12 protein-coding genes and 1 tRNA gene are annotated in these 20,236 nt (G+C 42.0%); 5 read left to right on the top strand and 8 right to left on the bottom strand.

The features are described from left to right. Positions 1-87: 87 nt before the first annotated feature. The 3 genes from IWX76_RS09820 to IWX76_RS09810 form a co-directional block, all read right to left on the bottom strand. Positions 88-4,233 (bottom strand): hybrid sensor histidine kinase/response regulator transcription factor, encoded by a 4,146-nt coding sequence (locus tag IWX76_RS09820; RefSeq protein WP_196859716.1) that lies wholly within the window; start codon positions 4,231-4,233, stop codon positions 88-90. Then, positions 4,199-6,172 carry a M1 family metallopeptidase gene (locus tag IWX76_RS09815; protein WP_196859715.1) on the bottom strand — a complete coding sequence of 658 codons (1,974 nt, stop codon included), beginning with the start codon at positions 6,170-6,172 and terminating at the stop codon, positions 4,199-4,201. The genes IWX76_RS09820 and IWX76_RS09815 overlap by 35 nt, the downstream gene beginning before the upstream one ends. Positions 6,173-6,280: 108 nt before the next feature. Continuing rightward, positions 6,281-7,018, bottom strand: coding sequence for a hypothetical protein (locus IWX76_RS09810; RefSeq protein ID WP_196859714.1), 738 nt, complete (start codon positions 7,016-7,018; stop codon positions 6,281-6,283). A 168-nt stretch (positions 7,019-7,186) separates the two neighbouring features. Here IWX76_RS09810 and IWX76_RS09805 point away from each other — a divergent pair, with 168 nt between their 5' ends. After that, entirely contained in the window at positions 7,187-8,233 is a 1,047-nt protein-coding gene (locus IWX76_RS09805) for a bifunctional transcriptional activator/DNA repair enzyme AdaA (RefSeq protein ID WP_196859713.1), read from the top strand. Here the strand turns inward: IWX76_RS09805 and IWX76_RS09800 are convergent. Next, positions 8,225-8,575, bottom strand: a complete 351-nt coding sequence (locus IWX76_RS09800) for an ArsC family reductase (protein WP_334641618.1) — start codon at positions 8,573-8,575, stop codon at positions 8,225-8,227. The two genes, IWX76_RS09805 and IWX76_RS09800, sit on opposite strands and share 9 nt — an antisense overlap. A gap of 98 nt (positions 8,576-8,673) precedes the next feature. Between IWX76_RS09800 and IWX76_RS09795 the strand changes: the two genes are divergently transcribed. From IWX76_RS09795 to IWX76_RS09785, 3 genes are read left to right on the top strand one after another with little or no spacing between them, the layout of a single operon-like run. Further along, positions 8,674-12,090, top strand: coding sequence for a response regulator (locus IWX76_RS09795; protein WP_196859712.1), 3,417 nt, complete (start codon positions 8,674-8,676; stop codon positions 12,088-12,090). A gap of 4 nt (positions 12,091-12,094) precedes the next feature. Further along, complete coding sequence (locus IWX76_RS09790) at positions 12,095-12,931, top strand: CheR family methyltransferase (protein WP_334641617.1); 837 nt, start codon at positions 12,095-12,097, stop codon at positions 12,929-12,931. 14 nt (positions 12,932-12,945) lie between these two features. After that, entirely contained in the window at positions 12,946-14,544 is a 1,599-nt protein-coding gene (locus IWX76_RS09785) for a response regulator (RefSeq protein ID WP_334641616.1), read from the top strand. Here the strand turns inward: IWX76_RS09785 and pth are convergent. The 4 genes from pth to IWX76_RS09765 form a co-directional block, all read right to left on the bottom strand. Then, positions 14,530-15,090, bottom strand: a complete 561-nt coding sequence (gene pth / locus IWX76_RS09780; RefSeq protein ID WP_196859711.1) for an aminoacyl-tRNA hydrolase — start codon at positions 15,088-15,090, stop codon at positions 14,530-14,532. The two genes, IWX76_RS09785 and pth, sit on opposite strands and share 15 nt — an antisense overlap. A 124-nt stretch (positions 15,091-15,214) precedes the next feature. Continuing rightward, entirely contained in the window at positions 15,215-15,793 is a 579-nt protein-coding gene (locus IWX76_RS09775; RefSeq protein WP_196859710.1) for a 50S ribosomal protein L25/general stress protein Ctc, read from the bottom strand. A gap of 29 nt (positions 15,794-15,822) precedes the next feature. Continuing rightward, complete coding sequence (locus tag IWX76_RS09770; RefSeq protein ID WP_196859709.1) at positions 15,823-16,764, bottom strand: ribose-phosphate pyrophosphokinase; 942 nt, start codon at positions 16,762-16,764, stop codon at positions 15,823-15,825. Between the two features lie 70 nt (positions 16,765-16,834). After that, positions 16,835-16,905 (bottom strand) — tRNA-Gln (locus IWX76_RS09765). Positions 16,906-17,146: 241 nt separating this feature from the next. Here IWX76_RS09765 and IWX76_RS09760 point away from each other — a divergent pair. Beyond that, a complete protein-coding gene (locus IWX76_RS09760) occupies positions 17,147-20,176 on the top strand; it encodes a glycosyltransferase family 117 protein (protein WP_196859708.1) in 3,030 nt (1,009 codons plus the stop codon). Positions 20,177-20,236 lie beyond the last annotated feature (60 nt).

Below are 20,236 nucleotides of genomic sequence, written 5' to 3'. Positions count from 1 at the left end.
ATTAAGGACAATTCATTGAACTGTATAGGGGGTAAAAGAGGATTTTGAGGGGGTATATTTTATTTAAAGGGCATAAAACTTACCATTTTAATCCTTATTGAGGTAATAGGACTTCTGAAAAGCTCTTCTGTGCTTTTTAATAAAGTCGGAAGGATTCATTTTAAATAATTCGAAGAACTGCATGCGGAAATACTTCACATCATTAATGCCCACCTGATAAGCAGCCTCATTGACATTGCAGTTGGAGTGGATTAATAATTCGGCGGCTTTGCGTAATCGCACAAACCTTATGAAACGATTAACAGAGTGGCCGGTAATGGCCTTGATCTTTTTCAACAGGGTAGAATAACTCATGCCCATTTCTACAGAGATTTTTTTGACATCAAAATCCGGATCCAGCAGCGACACTTCAATGATGGAAATACACTGGTTCAGAAAGTCGCGATGGGCCACCGACACCGTACGATGATCAGGGTTTAATGTCACTTCTTTAAAAAAGTAATGTTGCAATTCTTCCTTAATTTTAAGGATACCATTAACCCGGGCTATTAAAAGCTCTTTATCAAATGGTTTGCTGATGAAGTCGACAGCCCCCACCTCAATTCCTTGTAACTTCAGTTCGGCTGTGTAATCTCCAGTAAGCAAAACCACAGGGATATGACTTACTGAAGTGTCTTGTTTGATTAACCGGCAAAACGTTATCCCGTCCATACCTGGCATGGTGACATCGCAGATGATAATATCGGGCTGTGATTTTTTAACCAGCAACAGCCCCTCTTCTCCATTAGCGGCCTGGATGATGTGGTATTGTGGTTTAAAGATCTGTTTCATGTAAGTCCTGATCTCCACATTATCGTCAATGATCATTAGGGTTTGTTTGCTGTTGATCAGGCGGTCAAGGTTAATGTTTTCTTCCGGCTGTATTTCTTCCGTTGCCTCCTCACGTTGTTCCCTACTGCTAAATTTCTCCGTGTCAGCCTGCACCATCTCCAATTGCTGCGTGGCAAAATGTTGCTGGCCCTTAGGCAACCGGATGGAAAAGGTCATGCCCCCACCCACTGTAGCTTCATAACGTACCTGCCCTGCATGTTGCTCTACAAAAGTTTTTACCAGATACAGTCCAATGCCAAATCCTTTATTAAGCGTGGTGTTGTTATTACCTTGATAGAACTTATCAAAAATCTTTCCATCCATATCTTCTGCTATGCCTTGCCCATTGTCGGCAACCTGCAAATAAACCACTTCAGCCTCCTCCCAGAGCTTAACATCAATTTTACCCCCCTTTGGCGTAAAATTAAAGGCATTGGAGAGCAGATTAAATAAGGCGATTTCAATTTTATCGCGGTCGGAATAAATAGTGATGTCATCGGCAGTGCTGTTAAAAGTATAAGTGATCTTCTTCAGTTTGGCCTGCTGACTGAAACAGATAAATACCTCTTTACAGAGCGACACAAAATTGTGTGCTACTATATGGAGCTGGGCACTCTCACTTTCTGCCTTTCTAAATAAAAGAAGCTGATCTACCAGGCCAAGCAAACGTTTGGCATTCCTGTAAATGACATTCAACTCAGAGCGGTCGGCCTGGTCTTCGCGTTTCAGCAAGTCTTTAATCGGGTTGATAATTAAGGTCAATGGGGTTCTGAACTCATGGGAGATATTGGTAAAAAAGGAGAGTTTCTTTTCGTTGAGGTCTTTCTCCCGCTCCATATCCAGGTGTGCACTTTCCACACTGCGCTCCAAATTTCGATGGCGAAGCCAGTTTAAGCGGATCAGGTATATGGTTGTTACCGTAATTATCACATAACTCATGATAGCCCACCAGCTGAGGTACCATGGACTAAGGATCCTGATGGTAAGCTTAACTGGGGGCAGCCAGTTGCCCTCGGTATCGGTAGATTTGACCATTAAGGTATAACTTCCCGGGCGAAGACTGCTGTAATAGGCAGTCGTGGCTTTACCTACCTGGTTCCAGTTTAAATCCCATCCTTCCAGGTAATAGGCATAACTTATTTTTTCTGGGAAGGAATATTCTAATGCCACATAGTCGATGGCCAGGTTGGCCCGGTCATAAGGTACATCCAGGTGTTTTAAAGTCAAGCTGTTGTGCACAGCCACATGATTTACCCTTAATCCGGAGAGCTTAAGTTCCGGCACATGATGCTGGCGTGTAACCTTTAGGGGGTCGAAACGGTTAAAACCCTTAATGCCACCAAAAAGCATTTCACCCGATGCCAGTTTTAACGCCGCATGGTAACTGAACTGGTTACTTTGCAAACCATCAGATACTACATAGTTTTTAAACTTACCGGTGGATGGATCAAAAGTAGAAAGGCCGTGATAGGTGCTGACCCATAAGCGCCCCAGATCATCTTCTAAAATATTCAGGATGGAATTGTCAGGGAGTCCCTCGGCCATCGTAAAGCGCTTGAATGTTTTCTGCTGCCGGTTAAACAGCAGCAAACCACCGCCCTCGGTACCCAGCCAGAAGTTTCCTTGTTGATCTTCCAGCATCGATCGGATGGCCCCATCAACCTGAATATATTCGTGTTTTTTAGTGCGTATATCAATCTTGATCAGATGGTTGTAATCGCCTGCCCATAAGGTACCCCTGCGATCCTCCAGCAAGGCATGAATATTCATTAAACGTTGATCAAACAAGTCGAACTGATCAGTTTGCGGGTTAAAAAGGTATAATCCCCCGTCGCGTGTGGTCCCTGCCCATAGTCGATGGGAAGCATCTTCATATAATTTCCACAAATTGTTTTCCAACACTTTCTTTCCCGGGTGGTAGAGGTTATAGTGTTTAAACTTGCCTGTGTTTGGTTGGAACAGGTCAATGCCTCCGGCAAAAGCGGCCACCCATATTTGGTTTTTATGGTCTTTAAGGATATTGACGATGAAATTACTGCTCAGGGAACCAGATTGATTCCCACCAGCTTTATAGTTTACGTAAGTTTGTGTGTTGGTCTGGTAGAAACTAAGTCCGCCGCCATCGGTGCCAATCCAAAGGTTATGTTTTTCATCTTCCGCAAAAGAAAGCACAAAGTTATCTACCAGGCTGTTCTTTAGAAGGGGGTCTCTTTTAATCCACTGAAAACTCTTTGGTTTAGGCTCCATGATATTAACCCCACCCCGCAGCGTGGCAATCCATTTTCTGGAGTCCCTATCCTCATATATAGAAGAGACCGCATTGCTTTTTAATAAGCCTTCCGCTTCGCCAGCCCGGAGGTATTCCAGCTTCCGCGTATCCAGGTCCATGATGTTAATACCGCCACCATCGGTTGCAATCCACAATTTATTAGCACTGAGCTGAAGGTCACTGATATTATTATTGCTTAATGGAATCTCTAACTTAATGAGCCGCGAGTTGCCTTGCCCAACAGGATTGTATGAATATAAGCCCCCAGGTGTACCAATATATAGCCTGCGGTGATTATCCTCTTTCAGACTCGTAGCCGTTTTCAGGCTGCCATCAATCAGGGTGATCTTTTGTTTAACCACGTCGTAGCGGCATAAACCAATATCTTTAATAAACAACCATAACCTTTCCTGGCGGTCTAACAACAACGCTTGCACATGATAGTTAATTCGGTTATTGTTAAAAAAAACCTGTATTGCTCTTTTGGCTTTCGCCTGATAAACAAGTAATCCAGCATCTGCGGTAGCGATGTACATATCACCACCAGCACCGGCAAGCAAATTGTTGATGTTAAAACCGATCTTCTGCGTCTTGCCTGCTGCATTTTGGTAATTTACAGGAACAAACTTTGCCTCATCTGTCTGGTGAATAACCACACCCTTTTGTGTGCCTATCCAAAGTTGATGTTTACGATCTTCAGCAATGTCCGTAATGTGGTTACTGGGTAGCGAACTATGATCTCCCCAGATGCTGTTATAATGCACAAATTTAGAACCATCGTAACGATTTAAGCCGTTATAAGTACCCATCCACATAAAACCTTCCCGGTCTTGAAAAATACAATTGACGGCATTATTAGACAGGCCTTGCTCAATGCCTAAATATTTAACAGGCGGATTGGCAAAGCTATATGCCGTTAAGGACAGGAAAAGGAATAGGGCAAGGCTTGAAAGTCGCAACGTATTTGTGATGTGGTTCATTACGTAACTTAAAACAACGCCTTCACACCAATAAAGTAAGGCATGAAGGCGTTGATGAGGTAAAAGTCTGGGTTGTGGTTTATTTAAACCAGCTGTTGTTATCCGGATTAACATCCGGTAAGGTTTTATCAACATCCAGTACCACCGATACCACTTCTTCTGTAGTTGGGAAGTGCACTGTCCATTTTGTATTGCGCATCCAAACGTCAACAGGCAACTTCACCACTTCTTTTTTACCGCTTTTTAAGGTAATAGTTAAGTGCACAGGCATAGGCATTTTTTCCAGGTTGGCAATTTCTATGTTATATCCATCGGCAACATTATCTTTTTTAGCCACGGTAACTGCGGTAATTGCCTGGTCCATTTTCCAGTTTTCAATGATCCAGCCTTTCCAAAACCACGATAGGTCCTCTCCTGCTGCATTTTCCATGGAACGGAAGAAATCGGTTGGAGTAGGGTGCTTAAATGACCATTCTTCTATGTATTTTTTGAAGGCATAATCGAAACGATCTGCGCCTAACACCTGGTTGCGTAACAGGTCTAAGCCCATTCCAGGTTTGTAGTATAAGTTAATGCCAATGTTTTTCTCTCGCATCGCATCTGGTGCCAGCATCACATGCTCCAATTCAGGATTAGCGAAAGCCTTGGCCACCGCGTGCATGTTAACATTTCCTTTTTTGTACTCCCCATTATTAAATTCGGCAGTAGATAAACCATTGATAAAGGTATTAAATCCTTCGTCCATCCAGCCAAACTTACGTTCGTTACTCCCAACAATCATTGGAAACCAGGTATGACCAAATTCATGATCTATTACGCCCCATACACTGCCTTTTTTAGCTTTCCAACCGCAAAACACAATACCTGGATACTCCATTCCGCTTACGTTAGCCGCAATGTTTACTGCCATAGGATAAGGATATTCTGTCCACTTGTTGGAGTAATGCTCTATAGATGCTTTCACATATTCTACACCACGACCATAAGCATCATCACCATTACTTTCTACAGGTTGTGCCGATACTGCCAATGCTTTTTTACCGCTTGGCAAGTTGATCCTTGCGGCGTCTAATACAAATGCTTTTGACGACGACCAGGCTACATCCCTGGTGTTTTCCATCCTAAACTTCCAGGTGATTCTGTCTTTTGACGGACGGGAGGCCGGATCTGTAACTTCAGCTTCTGAACGGATAGCTACTTTAGTATCACTGTTTTTCGCTGCATTCCAACGTTTAAGTTGTGTTGAGGTAAATACATCTTCAGGGTTTAATAATGCCCCTGAACCCATCACCAGGTGACTTGCAGGAGCATTTACAGTGTAGTCTACATTACCAAATTCACAGTAGAACTCACCTGCTCCCCAGTAAGGAAGGGTGTTCCAGCCAATAACATCATCGTAAACACTCATCCGTGGAAACCATTGTGCCATGGTGTATATCTCCCCGTTTTGGGTAGTCAGGTGACCCATACGATCTGATCCATTGATGGGAATCAAGAAGGAAAAATCCATTTTTAACGTAATTTCTGCTCCGGCAGCCAATGGCTCTGCCAAACGGATCTGCATCCGGGTATCTTCAATGATCGAGGTAAATTTAACCGACTTGTTCTTCTGCGTTACATTTAAACCTTTGATCGAATAACCACCGTCCAGCTTCTCGCCTCTGGCGCCATAACGGCTGCCACTGGCAATTAACGAGGCGCCACGGGAATCCGGAGCAAATAGGTTCTGGTCTAATTGTAACCATAGGAAAGGTAAATGGTCAGGACTATTGTTTTTATAGCTAATCGTTACAGTACCGCTCAAGGTATGATTGGTTTCGTCCAATACAGACACAATATTGTAATCTGCACGGTTCTGCCAGTATTTCGGACCAGGATAACCACTGGCCGAGCGGTATTCGTTTCCGTTATGTGTATAAAACAAGGGACTGAAAGCTGCGTGAGGGTCATAATTACTGGCTGCAGCTGGTGTTTGTGCATAGGTTTGGCCGCTCAGGCTAAAAAATACGACTAAAATTAAAACCAAATAGGGTTTAATGGTGGTTCTATTCATGTTATAAATCAATTTTGAAATTGTTGGTTATACCGTAAATGTATCAATTCCAGTTTGATCCTGACATCATTGTAACATGATTAATAGTATTGCCGGCAATTTTTGGGGTTAATCTCGCTTCAGGCGCTGCATAGGAGGCAGTTTTCTTTGAGCTGGGCTTAGCTTTAACCAGGTCTGGTGAGCCTGTGCTATATAGTAGGAATAGTTAAAAGGACGCTCACTTGATACCTGGGCAACAGTTGGGCGGTAAATGGCCATAAACTCTTTAAGCTCTTCTCCCTCCAATTTAATCAGTTCATGAACGGTTTGCGCATTAAAATTAGCGTTAATCTCTGTCTCAAACTCATCGCGGGCTTCCAATCGCTGCACCTTCTCCTGCTCACGTCTGTATTTTCCATAACCCAAGGCAAATTTCAGCCCACCCGCACGGTCTGTATTTTCTTTACCGGCTAAACCATCAGTTGCCACTCTTCTGCTAGGTTGTGCATTCGGATTACTCAGGTCTAAATAAGGTGATATTTTGGTGCTTACAATCTCCACTTCTTTCAGGTCCCTTGAATTTCCGGGAAGATAGATGGTTTTAGGTTTTAAGTCGACTAGAAATAAAGTATCAACGTGGTAGCCCACCAATGTAAAAGTTATGAGGTCACCTTTCTTTGCAGGAATGGTAAATTGCCCCGCGGCTTTGGTAACCGCCACCTGGTTATTGCTCAGGTTTCTTACCGCTACCTGCTGTAGTGGAAAATCCTTATTTTCGTAGTCGTAAACTGTACCGTTTAACACCGTTTGTGCAACAAGACTTACAGGCAGGACTAGGATCAGCAATAGAAACAACGTTTTAACCATGGTCAAATTTAATATAGTTAAGCCTTACACTGCCTTATTTAACAATATTTAACGGAAATGGTTTACTAAAAGCAAAATGGCCGACAATGCATAAAAAAAAATAGTCGTTCATTTTTCGGTTGTGAAGGCGGTTAGGATCTGGTTATTTTTGTACAAAAGGATTGAACAATGAACGATAATAGGTATTACCAGGCATTATTGGAAAAAGACAGCGCTTACGAAGGCACTTTCATTGTTGGCGTAAAAACAACGGGTATTATGTGTCGACCAACCTGCACAGCCAGAAAGCCAAAGAGGGAAAATGTAGAATTTTTCAAAACCACCAAAGAGGCGATGCTCAAAGGCTATCGGGCTTGTAAAGTATGTAAACCTTTAACACCTGCTGGCAGCACACCCGATGTGATTAAGAAGGTGCTGGATGAATTAAACGCTGACCCTTCCCTTAAATACAAGGATTGGGATTTAAAGCAACAAGGTATTGACCCCACCATGCTCCGCCGCTGGTTTTTAAAAAATCATGGTATTACATTCCAGGCCTACCAGCGCATTTACCGCATCAATTCCGCCTTTAAAAAAATTAAAAAAGGTGAAACCATCACTGACACAGCGTTTAGCACGGGGTTTGAATCCTTAAGTGGTTTTAGCGACTCCTTTAAATCTGTTTTTGGCATCTCTCCTAACCAAAGCAAAAACCAGCAGATTATCGATCTTTGCCGCTTGGAAACACCTCTGGGCACCATGTTGGCTTGCGCCACGGATCAAGGGCTTTGCCTTCTGGAATTTACGGACCGTAAAATGCTGGAAACTGAGCTTAAAACACTAGCTAAACTGTTGAACGCGCATATGCTGCAGGGAGACAACCCCCATTTCCATACCTTAAAAACCCAACTGCAGGAATATTTTCAGGGTAATAGAAAGGAATTCTCTGTCCCTTTATTCTCTCCAGGCACTGTTTTTCAACAGGAAGTCTGGGATGCCCTGAAAACCATTCCTTACGGTAAAACAAGAAGTTATTTACAGCAGGCCCTATCTATTAATAAACCGAGCGCAGTAAGGGCGGTTGCCAATGCCAATGGCATGAACCGAATCAGTATACTCATTCCTTGTCACCGGGTCATTGGCACAGATGGTACCTTAACTGGTTTTGGTGGCGGACTCTGGAGGAAGAAATGGCTACTGGAGCTGGAAGAGGCCATCCCTAAAGAATTATTTTAACACCTCTTCATATTGGGACTCATTAAAACTTAATAATATTGCTTTGCCATCCTGTTCTACTAGGGGCCTTTTAATGGCACTAGTGTGTTGTGCTAGCAAGGACACCGCCGAAGCCTGGTTTGTAACCGCCTGCTGCTGTTCGGCAGTCAACTTACGCCAGGTTGTGCCCTTTTTATTCAATACGTTTTCCCAGCCGAAAGCCGTACACCACTCATTTAACTTCTCTGTAGTAATCCCCTTTTTCTTGAAATCATGAAACTCATACGTCATATCATGATCCGTTAACCAGATTAACGCCTTTTTAACTGTTCCACAATTTGGGATACCAAAAACTATCATCATAGAATAATATTTTAATGCTTATTAATTAATAATTTAAATCTAGGCTTTTCTTCAAACAATTCGTTTATTTTAGCAAGTCGTTTCCATTTATATACCATATGGTTAAATTTTCCTTTAAACAGCAAGTCTTTACTGGCTTTGCGATCTCCTTATTATTCGTGTTATTTACGGCAGTCACTTCCTATTTAAGTGTAAAAAGTCTTCGACAAGATGCGACCTGGCAAAACCACACTTATGAGGTAATTAACACCACGGAGCGTATTAACCTGGAACTTGCTAACGCAGAAAGCAGCTTAAGGGGATATTTATTAACCAATATCCCAAGATACCTTGATCCTTATCAAAACAATTCCAGTTCAGTGTTATTGACCATGAAGGAACTTAGTGACCTGGTTGCAGACAACCCGGTGCAAAGCCAAAAAGTGGATTCCATGGAAGTGCTACTGCTGCAGAAGCTGAGCATCATGAGAGAAACTTTACTTCTAAAAACCAGTTCCGGCACAGCTGCTGCCCACCAAAAAGTGTCGGCTGGCGAAGGTAAAGCGATAATGGATCAAATTCAAGGTTTAATTAATGACCTGGTGCGTACTGAGAAAATATTGTTGATTGAAAGAACTGAAACGACTAACAAAGCCAGCGACCGAACCATTACCATCATCGTAGGGAGCTGTGTAATCATCTTTGGACTCATCCTGTTTCTTTTCTCCTACATCAAACGAACATTTAACGAACAGAAAAATATTGAAAATCAGATCCGCAAAAATAACAGGCGACTTTCTCAGCTATCGGAAGAAAACAAAGAGAAAAACTTGCTGCTCTCTGGTGTGGCAAAAATCAATGAAGTGATGCGCGGCGACGAAAGCATGGATGTTCTTTCCGCACGTATCATTACAGAAATATGCAATTTTATACAAGCACCAGTAGGGCTGCTGTTCCTTTACGATAGGCAAAAAGAGCAACTAAACCTTGCTGCCAACTATGCCTATGACGGATTAACGGATGATCAAAAAAGCTATCGCATTGGGGAAGGTTTAGTAGGCCAGACGGCCCTAGAAAAAGAAGAGAAAATATTTAATGATGTACCCGCCGACTATTTGACCTTAAAGTCAGGATTAGGCAGCTCAACACCACAATGTATTGGTCTTTACCCAATTGTATTTAATAAGGCAACCATTGCAGTGCTTGAAATTGGCTTTAACCGGGCACCTGATAATGCCACCAGGCTTTATTTAACCACCATAAGCGAAATCATTGCCATTGCACTGAACAGCACAGAAGGCCGGTTAAAACAACTGCATTTATTTGACCAGCTGCAAGTCCAGACGGCCGAGTTGCAAACCCAGCAGGAAGAATTGCGTACCATCAATGAAGAGCTTACCTATAAATCTGAGCAATTGGAAGCTTCAGAAGAGGAACTTCGTGTGCAGCAGGAAGAATTAAGGCAAACCAATGCCGAGATTGAGGAAAAAGCAGAGCAACTTGCTGAGCGTAATGAATACATTACCCAGGCACGCGAAGCCATGCGCGTTAAAGCGAAAGAACTAGCGCTCTCTAACCAATATAAATCCGAATTCCTGGCCAATATGAGCCACGAACTCCGCACCCCCTTAAATAGTATCCTTATCCTCGCCAGGATCTTAAAGGAAAATAAACCCCTTAATCTTAATGAAGACCAGGTTAAATATGCCGGAGTGATACAAAACGCCGGTACCGATTTACTGAACTTAATTAACGACATCCTTGACCTTTCAAAAATTGAATCAGGAAAAATAGACCTTGACAACCAGTTGGTTAGTATCGAAGAAATTAAACAACATACCGAAGCCCTGTTTTCGGAAGTGGCGAAAAGCAAAAATATTGAGTTCCAAACTACCATCGCAGCAAATACACCCGCACAACTAGTAACCGACAGCATCCGGACCGAACAGATTATTAAAAACCTGCTGTCAAATGCTTTTAAATTCACGCCTGCATTTGGTAAGATCAGTCTTGACATCAGACTTGCCAATGCTGATCAAAACTATTTTAATAGCTCCTTAACAGAATCTAAACAGGTCATTGCCTTTATGGTAACTGATTCTGGCATTGGCATCGCCGCAGACAAGCAGAAACTAATTTTTGAAGCCTTTCAGCAGGCCGATGGTTCCACCAGCAGAACGTATGGTGGCACCGGATTGGGACTATCTATCAGCAAGGAGCTGGCATATATACTGGGTGGCGAAATACAATTGGAGAGCCAGCCTGGCATAGGCAGCACCTTTACCCTCTTTTTACCACAATCTAGGGAAGGTTTAGAAACACCAGTAGAGAAGCAACCTGAACGTGCAACAGAAGTTGTGGCCCTTCCCCTAAAAGATAACCCGGTCCTGCTTATCGTAGAAGACGATGAAGTATTTGCTGACTTCTTAAAAGATCACGCCATCGCAAAAGGTTTTAACCCTATACTGGCCTTCAGGGGCGATACCGCACTAAACATGGCTTCTGAACACCTGCCCGATGCCATCATATTAGACATCATGTTGCCTGACATGAACGGATGGACCGTACTCAAGAAACTAAAAGCAGATGAACGCACGGCAAGTATTCCTGTACACCTCATGTCGGCCGGCGACCAAAGCAGTAACCAGGCTTATAAGGAAGGAGCCATCGGCTTCCTTAAAAAACCGATAGCTAAAGACCAGCTTGATCAGGCTTTTGCAAACTTAAATCAGCAACAGCAAATTGATTATGACTTTAAAAAAGTGCTGCTTATTGAAGACCAGGAGCTGCAGAGCATGGTGGTCAAAGAGGAACTGCTAAGCAAAGGAGTGGCTGTAGCACAGGCTTTCAGCGGACAGCAGGCTTTAGATTTATTAGAAACAGAGAATTTTGACTGTATTATCCTCGACATAAACCTACCTGATATTTATGGCATTGACCTGCTGGACCAGATAAAAGCCATCCCCAGGTTTAGCCATATCCCTGTGGTGATTAACACCGCTATGGAACTTGATCAGGATAAACTGGCGCATATCATGCAATACACCGAAGCCATGGTGTTAAAATCCATGAAGTCCAACAACCGTCTGATCGATGAAGTTAGTTTGTTTATCAACAAACTTAAAAAAGAAGAAAATGGTAAGCAAGATATAGCCCTGGAAAAGGTGTTCCAAGGTAAAACAATACTGATTACCGACGATGATATGCGTAATGTATTTGCCCTGTCGAGCGCCTTGCAGGATTATAACCTCAACATAGTCATGGCCAACAATGGCCAGCAAGCCCTTGATAAACTGAAGGAAACGCATATAGACCTGGTTTTAATGGACATCATGATGCCAGGGATGAACGGCTATGAAGCCATGCAGGCCATTAGGCAGCAGCCCGCTTTTAAAAATTTACCCATCATAGCGCTAACGGCAAAAGCCATGAAACAAGACCGGGAAAAATGTATTGAAGCTGGTGCCAATGATTATATCTCTAAACCTGTAGACCTGGATAAATTGTTGTCCATGATGAGGGTATGGTTAAGCTAAACTGATGAAAATGCCTTTAGAGAAACATCCTGAAACCATCAGTTACGAAGAACTGGCCCGTTTAAACACCTTGATCGATAACATCTATGGGTTTCACTTCAGTGGTTACTCTCCTGCATCTTTAAAAAGAAGGGTAACACGGATCATGGACCTGCAAAAACTGAGTTTATTTGAGCTGCGAAACCGGTTAACCAATAATCAAGCCTTTTTTCAGCAGTTTTTAAAGGAAGTAACCGTAAACGTAACCGAGATGTTTCGTGACCCGAATTTCTACAAGGCCCTTAAAGCGGAAGTGCTCCCTTATATGGAGTCCTTTCCAAAAATCAATGTATGGCATGCAGGCTGCTCATCAGGCGAAGAGCTCTATTCCTTTGCCATTCTGTTTAAAGAAGGAAACCTTTATGAACGTACTTTTTTTTACGGAACAGACATTAATACCGAAGTGCTGGACCATGCAAAAGATGGCATTTACGACCTGCATAAAATGAAAACTAATGCGGAGAACTATAGGCAAACCGGAGCACCAAAAACCCTGTCTGATTATTATACCGCTAAATATGAGGCAGCATCCATTCACCATTCCTTAAAAAAGAATGTATTATTCTCGACTCATAACCTGGTTACTGATGGTGTATTCAATGAATTTCAGCTTATATCCTGCCGAAACGTACTGATTTATTTTAATCTGGAACTTCAACTGAAAGTTATTGATCTTTTCTACCATAGCTTAGCTAACTTTGGCTTTTTATGCCTTGGTGCTAAAGAAGCATTGCGAAGTGAAGACCTCAAACGGTTTAAAGTAATTGACAAACATAATAGAATATACCAAAAAATAGCTTAGTAGAACACTAATACATGAAGAAGCCAGACTTGGAAAAAATCAATCTACTGATTGTAGATGATCGCCCAGAGAATATTATAGCGCTTGAAGCCTTATTACAACAGGATGAACTGAACCTAATCAGCACCACACTTCCTAATGAAGCCCTTAGAATCTGTTGGGAAATGGATATTTCGATTGCCATGATCGATGTGCAAATGCCTGGCATGGATGGTTTTGAGCTGGTCGAAATCCTGAAAAGCAACCCCCGCACCAAAGACATCCTGGTTATTTTTGTCACCGCTATTTCAACAGAAACCAAATATGCCATTAAAGGCCTACATACCGGGGCTGTTGACTATCTGTATAAACCTTTAAACCCTTACCTGGTAGCTGCCAAAGTAAATTCTTTTCTTCAGCTGGTTCGTTACCAAAATGACATTAAGAAAAAGAACAGGGAGCTGGAAGCCTTCCAAAAACTGTTGATCGAAGCTAAGGAACATGCCGAACAAGGCAAGAAAATAAAAGAGAACTTCCTGGCCAACATGAGCCATGAAATTCGTACGCCTATTAATGGCATCATTGGTATTGCCACGCTGCTACACAAGACCACCCTGAGCACCGAACAGCTGGAAATGATCAGTTTGCTGCAAATATCTTCCGAGTCTCTCCTGGGCGTGATTAACGATATTCTTGACCTTTCAAAAATAGAAGCTGGTAAGTTTAAAATTACCCGTAATGAAACCAACCTGGCCAAAAACTGCCTGTCGGTGATCAACCTGTTAACCATAAGGGCAAAAGAAAAGGACATCAGCTTAAACTATGAGTTTGACAATGACCTGCCTGACTTTATTAATGCCGATTCCCTGCGCCTAAACCAGATTTTAATGAACCTGATTGGTAATGCTATCAAGTTTACGGATCAAGGGGGGGTAACTTTAAAAGTAGAAGTATTAAACCGTAAAGGAAACAGTGCTCAAATTAAATTCTCTGTAACAGATACCGGGATTGGCATTGCAAAAAAGAACATTGCGAAGATTTTTGAAACCTTTGAACAGGCAGAAGACCAGACTACCTTGCAGTTTGGAGGTACGGGCCTTGGTCTTTCCATTGTTAAAAACCTGGCCGAACTCAAAGGTGGAGAATTGGAAGTAAGCAGTGAGCTAAATGTGGGCAGCGTATTTAGTTTCACCAACTGGTATGAGCTGGTGAAAGGCACGAATGTAGACAAATCCTTGAATGCCGCATCTTTTGCGCCTTTTGAGAACACCAAAGTATTAGTGGCCGAAGACAATTTGATTAACCAGTTCGTGATCAAAAAGATTTTAGGCGACTGGAACATCAGCTTTGACATGGTAGAGAATGGCCAACTGGCTATCGAAAAACTGGAAAATAACGATTATAACTTAATTTTAATGGACACCTTTATGCCGGTGATGAGCGGACTGGAAGCCATCAGGCTCATTCGTGGCGGTGCCATACAGGGGAAAGAAAATATCCCCATCATCACCTTTTCTGCCGCAGTACTGGACGACGACAAAAAAACAGCCATAGATGCAGGTGCCAATGATGTGGTTAGCAAACCATTTGAAATGGAAGTGTTATACAACAAAATGAAGTTACTTGTTAAATAAGGTCATGGTTTGCTGTGGCCCTATGGTGACCATACTTTGAATCAGAGATACACTTTTATCAATCAGGGCGGGCAGCTCCAGCTGCTCTTCCTTATCAAAAGGGGCTAATACATAATCTACCTGGCGTCCTTTGCTAAAATTATCATCGATACCAAACCTCAGACGTGGATAACCTTGTCCACCACACGTGTCTTCAATACTTTTAAGACCATTATGCCCGGCACTACTGCCCTTTAATTTCAAACGCAATTTTCCAAAAGGCAAAGCAAGGTCGTCAACCAATACCAGCACATTTTCAATGGGTATTTTCAGCTCCTGCATATAGTAATTTACGGCACGGCCACTTAAATTCATAAATGTGGTAGGTTTAATCACATGCAGTTTACGGCCTTTGTAACTCACTTCGGCATAATAAGCTAAACGGATGTTTGAAAAACTTCCACCGAGTTGTGTGACCAGCTCATCTGCAATATCAAAACCAATGTTATGTCGGGTGTGTGCATAGTCAGGACCAATATTCCCTAAACCTACAATCAGGTATTTCATCTTGCTTATTCTCTGTTAAAATTTACGTTTTTGTAATGCTTTAAAAAAGCGAAGGTAATGCTTTAAAAAAAGAAAAGCAGCACTGATCAAATCAGCACTGCTTTTCTTTTACATCAGAACGAGCTTATTTTTTACTGTTTTCTTGTTCTGCTTGTTTCAATGCTCTAGACATACCTACAGATACGATTGTATCTTCAGCTGTGTTTGTGATAGCGTAATCACCTTTTGCGATGTCACGTACACGGAATAAACCACCAACTTCTAATTTAGCTATACTTACTTCAACTGCCTGAGGCATGTCTTTTGGTAAAGCTTTAACACGAAGTTTACGTAATTTCTGAACCAATTTACCACCCATTTTAACACCTGGAGATACACCAGTTAATTTAACAGGGATTTCCATCAGGATTTCTTTTGCTTCATCTAACTGTAGAAAATCTACGTGTAATAAAACATCAGTAACCGGGTGAAATTGTAGTTCTTTAACGATGGCTTTAGTTTTCGCTCCATCAATATCAATCTCTACAAAGTTTGCTTCAGGTGTGTAAATCACATCCTTAAGGTCAGTAATTAACACAGCAAAGTGTGTTTGTTCTGTACCACCATACAATACTGCAGGAGCTTTACCTTCGTAGCGAAGTCCTTTAGCATCGCGTTTCCCTACGTTCTCTCTCAGAGAACCGCTAATTGCGATTGTTTTCATTTTAATTTATTTATTTGTAAGCTAATGTATTAAACTTTAAACAGTTCACTGATCGACCCGTGCTCATTGACATTGGCAATAGCCTTTGCAAACAATTCGGCCGTACTTAATACCCTGATTTTGTCGCTTTGACGTTTCAATGGTATGGTATCGGTAACAATCAGTTCTGATAACATCGAGTTTTCAATGGTTTCATACGCTTTTCCAGATAATACCGGATGTGTACAAACCGCACGAACACTCTTTGCTCCTTTTTCCATAATTAAAGCCGCAGCTTTACTTAAGGTACCCGCCGTATCAATAATATCGTCAATTAACACAATATCCTGACCAGTCACATCACCAATGATGGACATCGACTCAATTTCATTTGCCCTTTTTCTACGTTTATCGCAAATCACTACCTCTGCATTAAAGAACTTTGCAAATGTACGTGCACGGTACGATCCACCCATATCTGGCGATGCAATGGTTAAATTCTCCAGTCCTAAACTTTTAATGTAAGGAACGAAAATAACCGATGCGTCTAAGTGATCAACCGGAATATCGAAAAAGCCCTGAATCTGCGCAGCATGTAAATCCATGGTCATGATGCGGTGGATGCCTGCCGATTTTAACAGGTTAGCCACTAATTTAGCACCAATAGCTACACGTGGTTTGTCTTTCCGGTCTTGTCTGGCTAAACCATAATAAGGAACTACAGCCGTAATGTAATGCGCAGAAGCTCGTTTTGCGGCATCAATCATTAACAACAGTTCCATTAAATTATCGTTGGGCTGACAGGTAGACTGGATAATGAACACATCACAACCCCTTACAGTTTCGTCATAAGAAGGCTGAAATTCACCATCGCTAAACCGACTTAAGGTAGATTGACCTAGTGGTTTGCCGTAGTTTTCGGCAATTTTTAGTGCTAATGCTTTTGTGCCCGTTCCGGCAAAAAGTTTAACTGGGTTAAATTGCAAAGGCATGATGATTCGGTATCAATGCTGGGTTAAAAAAAATCGGATTGCGGGTTACGCAATCCGAATGTTACAATTGTTGCCCGACCAGGATTCGAACCTAGACAAACGGTACCAAAAACCGTTGTACTACCTTTATACTATCGGGCAATCTTTCCTGTTTAAAAGGGTTGCTTTGAAACGGAATGCAAATCTAAGCACATTTTTTACATCTGCAAATAGTAAATGAAAATATTTTCACATTTTTATTTAACACCCTATTTTTCAGGGGCATTATTTATACAACTTCGTTAAAAATTGTTAAACGGGATATATCTTTAACTTATTCTCGATCTATTTCTTTATTTTCGGCTGCATTTTTATAGCCTAACTTTATCCTATTTAAATTAAAATGAATTATTCAAAAATTAATAACCTTACAGGCTGGGCCTGCTTTATTGTAGCCCTGGCGACCTATATTTTAACTTTAGAGCCTTCTGTAAGTTTTTGGGATGCCGGTGAGTTTATAGCATCTGCCTACAAAATGCAGGTGGTTCACCAACCCGGAGCACCGCTATTCTTAATGATTCAACGTTTCTTTTCCCTGTTAGCAGGTGGCGACGTGACCAAGATCGCTTATTTCATGAACCTGGGTTCGGCTGTAGCCAGTGCTGCCACCATTCTGTTCTTGTTCTGGACCATCACTGCCTTAGCTAAAAAATCAATTATTGCTGCAGGCGAAGTAATCAGTACTTCTAAATTGGTCACCATTATGGGTGCCGGTGCTGTTGGTGCCTTAGCTTATACTTTCTCTGACAGCTTCTGGTTCTCGGCAGTAGAGTCCGAAGTTTACGCCTTGTCGTCCTTGTTTACGGCCATCGTATTCTGGGCCATCCTGAAATGGGAAGCTCATGCTGACGAGCCACGTGCCGACAAATGGTTGCTGTTTATTGCTTATATCATGGGTTTATCCATCGGTATCCACTTGTTAAACTTATTAACCATCCCTGCCCTGGCTTTTGTTTACTACTTTAAGAAAACAAACAAAGCCACCACTGGCGGTATCATTAAAACTTTCTTTATCGGTATCCTTATTCTTGCCGTGATACAATATGGTATTATTCAATACCTGGTTTCTATTGGTGCTTATTTCGATCTGTTCTTTGTGAACACCTTAGGACTTGGCTTCGGCACTGGTGTCATTGCCTTTGCTATTATAGTCATCGGCGCATTGGTCTATGGCATCAAATATTCAATTAAACACCAGCGCAAAGTATTAAACCTGGCATTATTATCTACAGTACTCATCATTTTTGGTTACGGATCTTTCGCGATGATCATCATCCGCGCTAAGGCCAAAACCAACCTGAACAACAGTAACCCTGATAATGCTTTCTCTTTCCTGGGTTATTTAAACCGCGAACAATATGGCGACCGCCCCTTGTTGTTTGGCCCAAATTATAACTCTGAGAAAATTGGTCTGAAAGAAGGTAAAACACTTTACAGAAAAGGAGATACCAATTACGAAGTATCTGGTAAAAAAACAGACTATGAATACGATAGACTGACGCCATTTCCAAGGATGTACAGTGATGACGAAAGGCATATTAATTTTTACAAAGAAATGGTGGGTCTTGATGAGACCAAGTTTCCTAACCTGGTTGATAACGTCAGTTTCCTGTTCAAATACCAGATCGGCAACATGTACATGCGTTATTTCATGTGGAACTTTGTTGGTCGCCAGAATGACGACCAGGGACAAGGCAGCCTCTACGAAGGCCAGTGGTTAAGTGGAGTTAAACCTATCGATGCCCTGATGCTGGGTAACCAGGAAAACCTGCCACCTACCATTGTAGACAGTAATGCTTATAATCGCTTTTTCTTCTTGCCTTTAATTATTGGTATCCTCGGTGCCATCTGGCACTTTAAACGTAACCAGAAAGATGCCGGTATCATCGGATTGTTATTCTTCTTTACAGGTATTGCCATTGTATTATACTTAAACCAAAAACCACTGGAACCAAGGGAAAGGGATTATGCCTATGCAGGGTCCTTCTATGCCTTTGCCATCTGGATAGGTTTTGGGGTGCTCGCCATTCGGGAGTGGCTCGCTAAAGTGGTAAACCCTACTAATGCCGCTGTAGGCGCAACAGTGGTTGGTTTATTTGTTGCACCCATTATTATGGCAGCACAAGGCTGGGATGACCATGACCGTTCTGATAAAATGGTGGCGCATGATATTGCCATTGATTACCTGGAGTCCTGCGCACCTAACGCTATCCTCTTCACCTATGGTGATAATGATACTTACCCCCTATGGTATGCCCAAGAGGTGGAAAACATCCGTCCAGACATCCGTTTAGTTAACCTGAGCTTATTTGATACCGACTGGTACATTGATGGCATGAAACGCAAGCAAAATGAGTCTGCGCCACTGCCAATCTCTATGAAACCATCGCAATATGTACAAGGGGTACGTGATGTGATGTATTACCAGGATTATAAAATTGATGGGTCTGTAGAACTTAAAACCATCGTTGACCTGTTGTTATCAGAAAACGATGCTGATAAGGTGCCATTGCAAAACGGAACCAAAGAAAACTTTATTCCAACCAAAAACTTTAAAATCACCGTTAACCCGGCAGATGTTTTAAAAGCAGGAGTAGTATCTGCCGAAAATGCAGGTAAAATAGCCCCGGCTGTAGAATGGACCTTTAACAAAGGTTATGTAACCAAGGGTACTTTAGCTATGCTGGATATTCTTGCGCATAACAACTGGGAAAGACCCATTTATTTCGCAAGCACAGTGCCTTCAGAGCAATTTAATGGCCTGGATAACTATTTGTACAGCGAAGGCATGGCCTTGCGCTTATTGCCCCTGCAAGTGGACAGCGCAGCCAGCGACAGAAGCGACCTGGTGAATACCCCGGTATTGTACAATAACCTGATGAATAAATTCAAATGGGGAAATGTGAAAAATGCTTCTTACTTAGATACACAGTCACAGGATGACATCTCTATTTTCACCAATTTATTCAACACTTCGATCTCAAGTTTGATTAAAGAAGGTAAAACAGCAGAAGCTAAAAAAGTGGCAGCTCGTTATTTTGAAGTGATGCCAGAAAGATTCTATGGCATGCGCTCCATGATGGGGAGGTATTTTATGGCCGAAAACCTATACCTGCTTAACGATATCACGAAAGCCAATGCGATCATAGAAAGTTCTGCCGACTTTATTCAAAAAGAACTGACTTACCTGGCTGATGTTTCGAAAAGTAAAAACCGTTTTGTTGGCGGTCAGAATGTACAGTTAGGCATGTCGTTTTTAAACCAGATGGCGCAAACTGCAGCGCTGCATAAACAAACTAAACTGAGCACGAAATTGCAAAACCAATTTAACGCGTTGGAAGCAAGGTTTGCGATGTATTTCCCACAGGAATAACAATTACAAATAATAACATAAAGCGGTTGTCTCTTCACAGAGACAACCGCTTTTTTTGTA

Origin of the sequence: Pedobacter sp. CAN_A7, from assembly GCF_015752175.1 — a bacterium.
GTDB lineage: Bacteria > Bacteroidota > Bacteroidia > Sphingobacteriales > Sphingobacteriaceae > Pedobacter.
This window is presented reverse-complemented; position numbering and strand designations above follow the sequence as displayed.

What these genes read in the sequence shown, in the direction of transcription:
- IWX76_RS09820 (WP_196859716.1), bottom strand. Translation starts at nt 4,233, where the DNA reads ATGTTAATCCGGATAACAACAGCTGGTTTAAATAAACCACAACCCAGA.
- IWX76_RS09815 (WP_196859715.1), bottom strand. Translation starts at nt 6,172, where the DNA reads ATGAATAGAACCACCATTAAACCCTATTTGGTTTTAATTTTAGTCGTA.
- IWX76_RS09810 (WP_196859714.1), bottom strand. Translation starts at nt 7,018, where the DNA reads ATGGTTAAAACGTTGTTTCTATTGCTGATCCTAGTCCTGCCTGTAAGT.
- IWX76_RS09805 (WP_196859713.1), top strand. Translation starts at nt 7,187, where the DNA reads ATGAACGATAATAGGTATTACCAGGCATTATTGGAAAAAGACAGCGCT.
- IWX76_RS09800 (WP_334641618.1), bottom strand. Translation starts at nt 8,575, where the DNA reads ATGATGATAGTTTTTGGTATCCCAAATTGTGGAACAGTTAAAAAGGCG.
- IWX76_RS09795 (WP_196859712.1), top strand. Translation starts at nt 8,674, where the DNA reads ATGGTTAAATTTTCCTTTAAACAGCAAGTCTTTACTGGCTTTGCGATC.
- IWX76_RS09790 (WP_334641617.1), top strand. Translation starts at nt 12,095, where the DNA reads ATGAAAATGCCTTTAGAGAAACATCCTGAAACCATCAGTTACGAAGAA.
- IWX76_RS09785 (WP_334641616.1), top strand. Translation starts at nt 12,946, where the DNA reads ATGAAGAAGCCAGACTTGGAAAAAATCAATCTACTGATTGTAGATGAT.
- pth (WP_196859711.1), bottom strand. Translation starts at nt 15,090, where the DNA reads ATGAAATACCTGATTGTAGGTTTAGGGAATATTGGTCCTGACTATGCA.
- IWX76_RS09775 (WP_196859710.1), bottom strand. Translation starts at nt 15,793, where the DNA reads ATGAAAACAATCGCAATTAGCGGTTCTCTGAGAGAGAACGTAGGGAAA.
- IWX76_RS09770 (WP_196859709.1), bottom strand. Translation starts at nt 16,764, where the DNA reads ATGCCTTTGCAATTTAACCCAGTTAAACTTTTTGCCGGAACGGGCACA.
- IWX76_RS09760 (WP_196859708.1), top strand. Translation starts at nt 17,147, where the DNA reads ATGAATTATTCAAAAATTAATAACCTTACAGGCTGGGCCTGCTTTATT.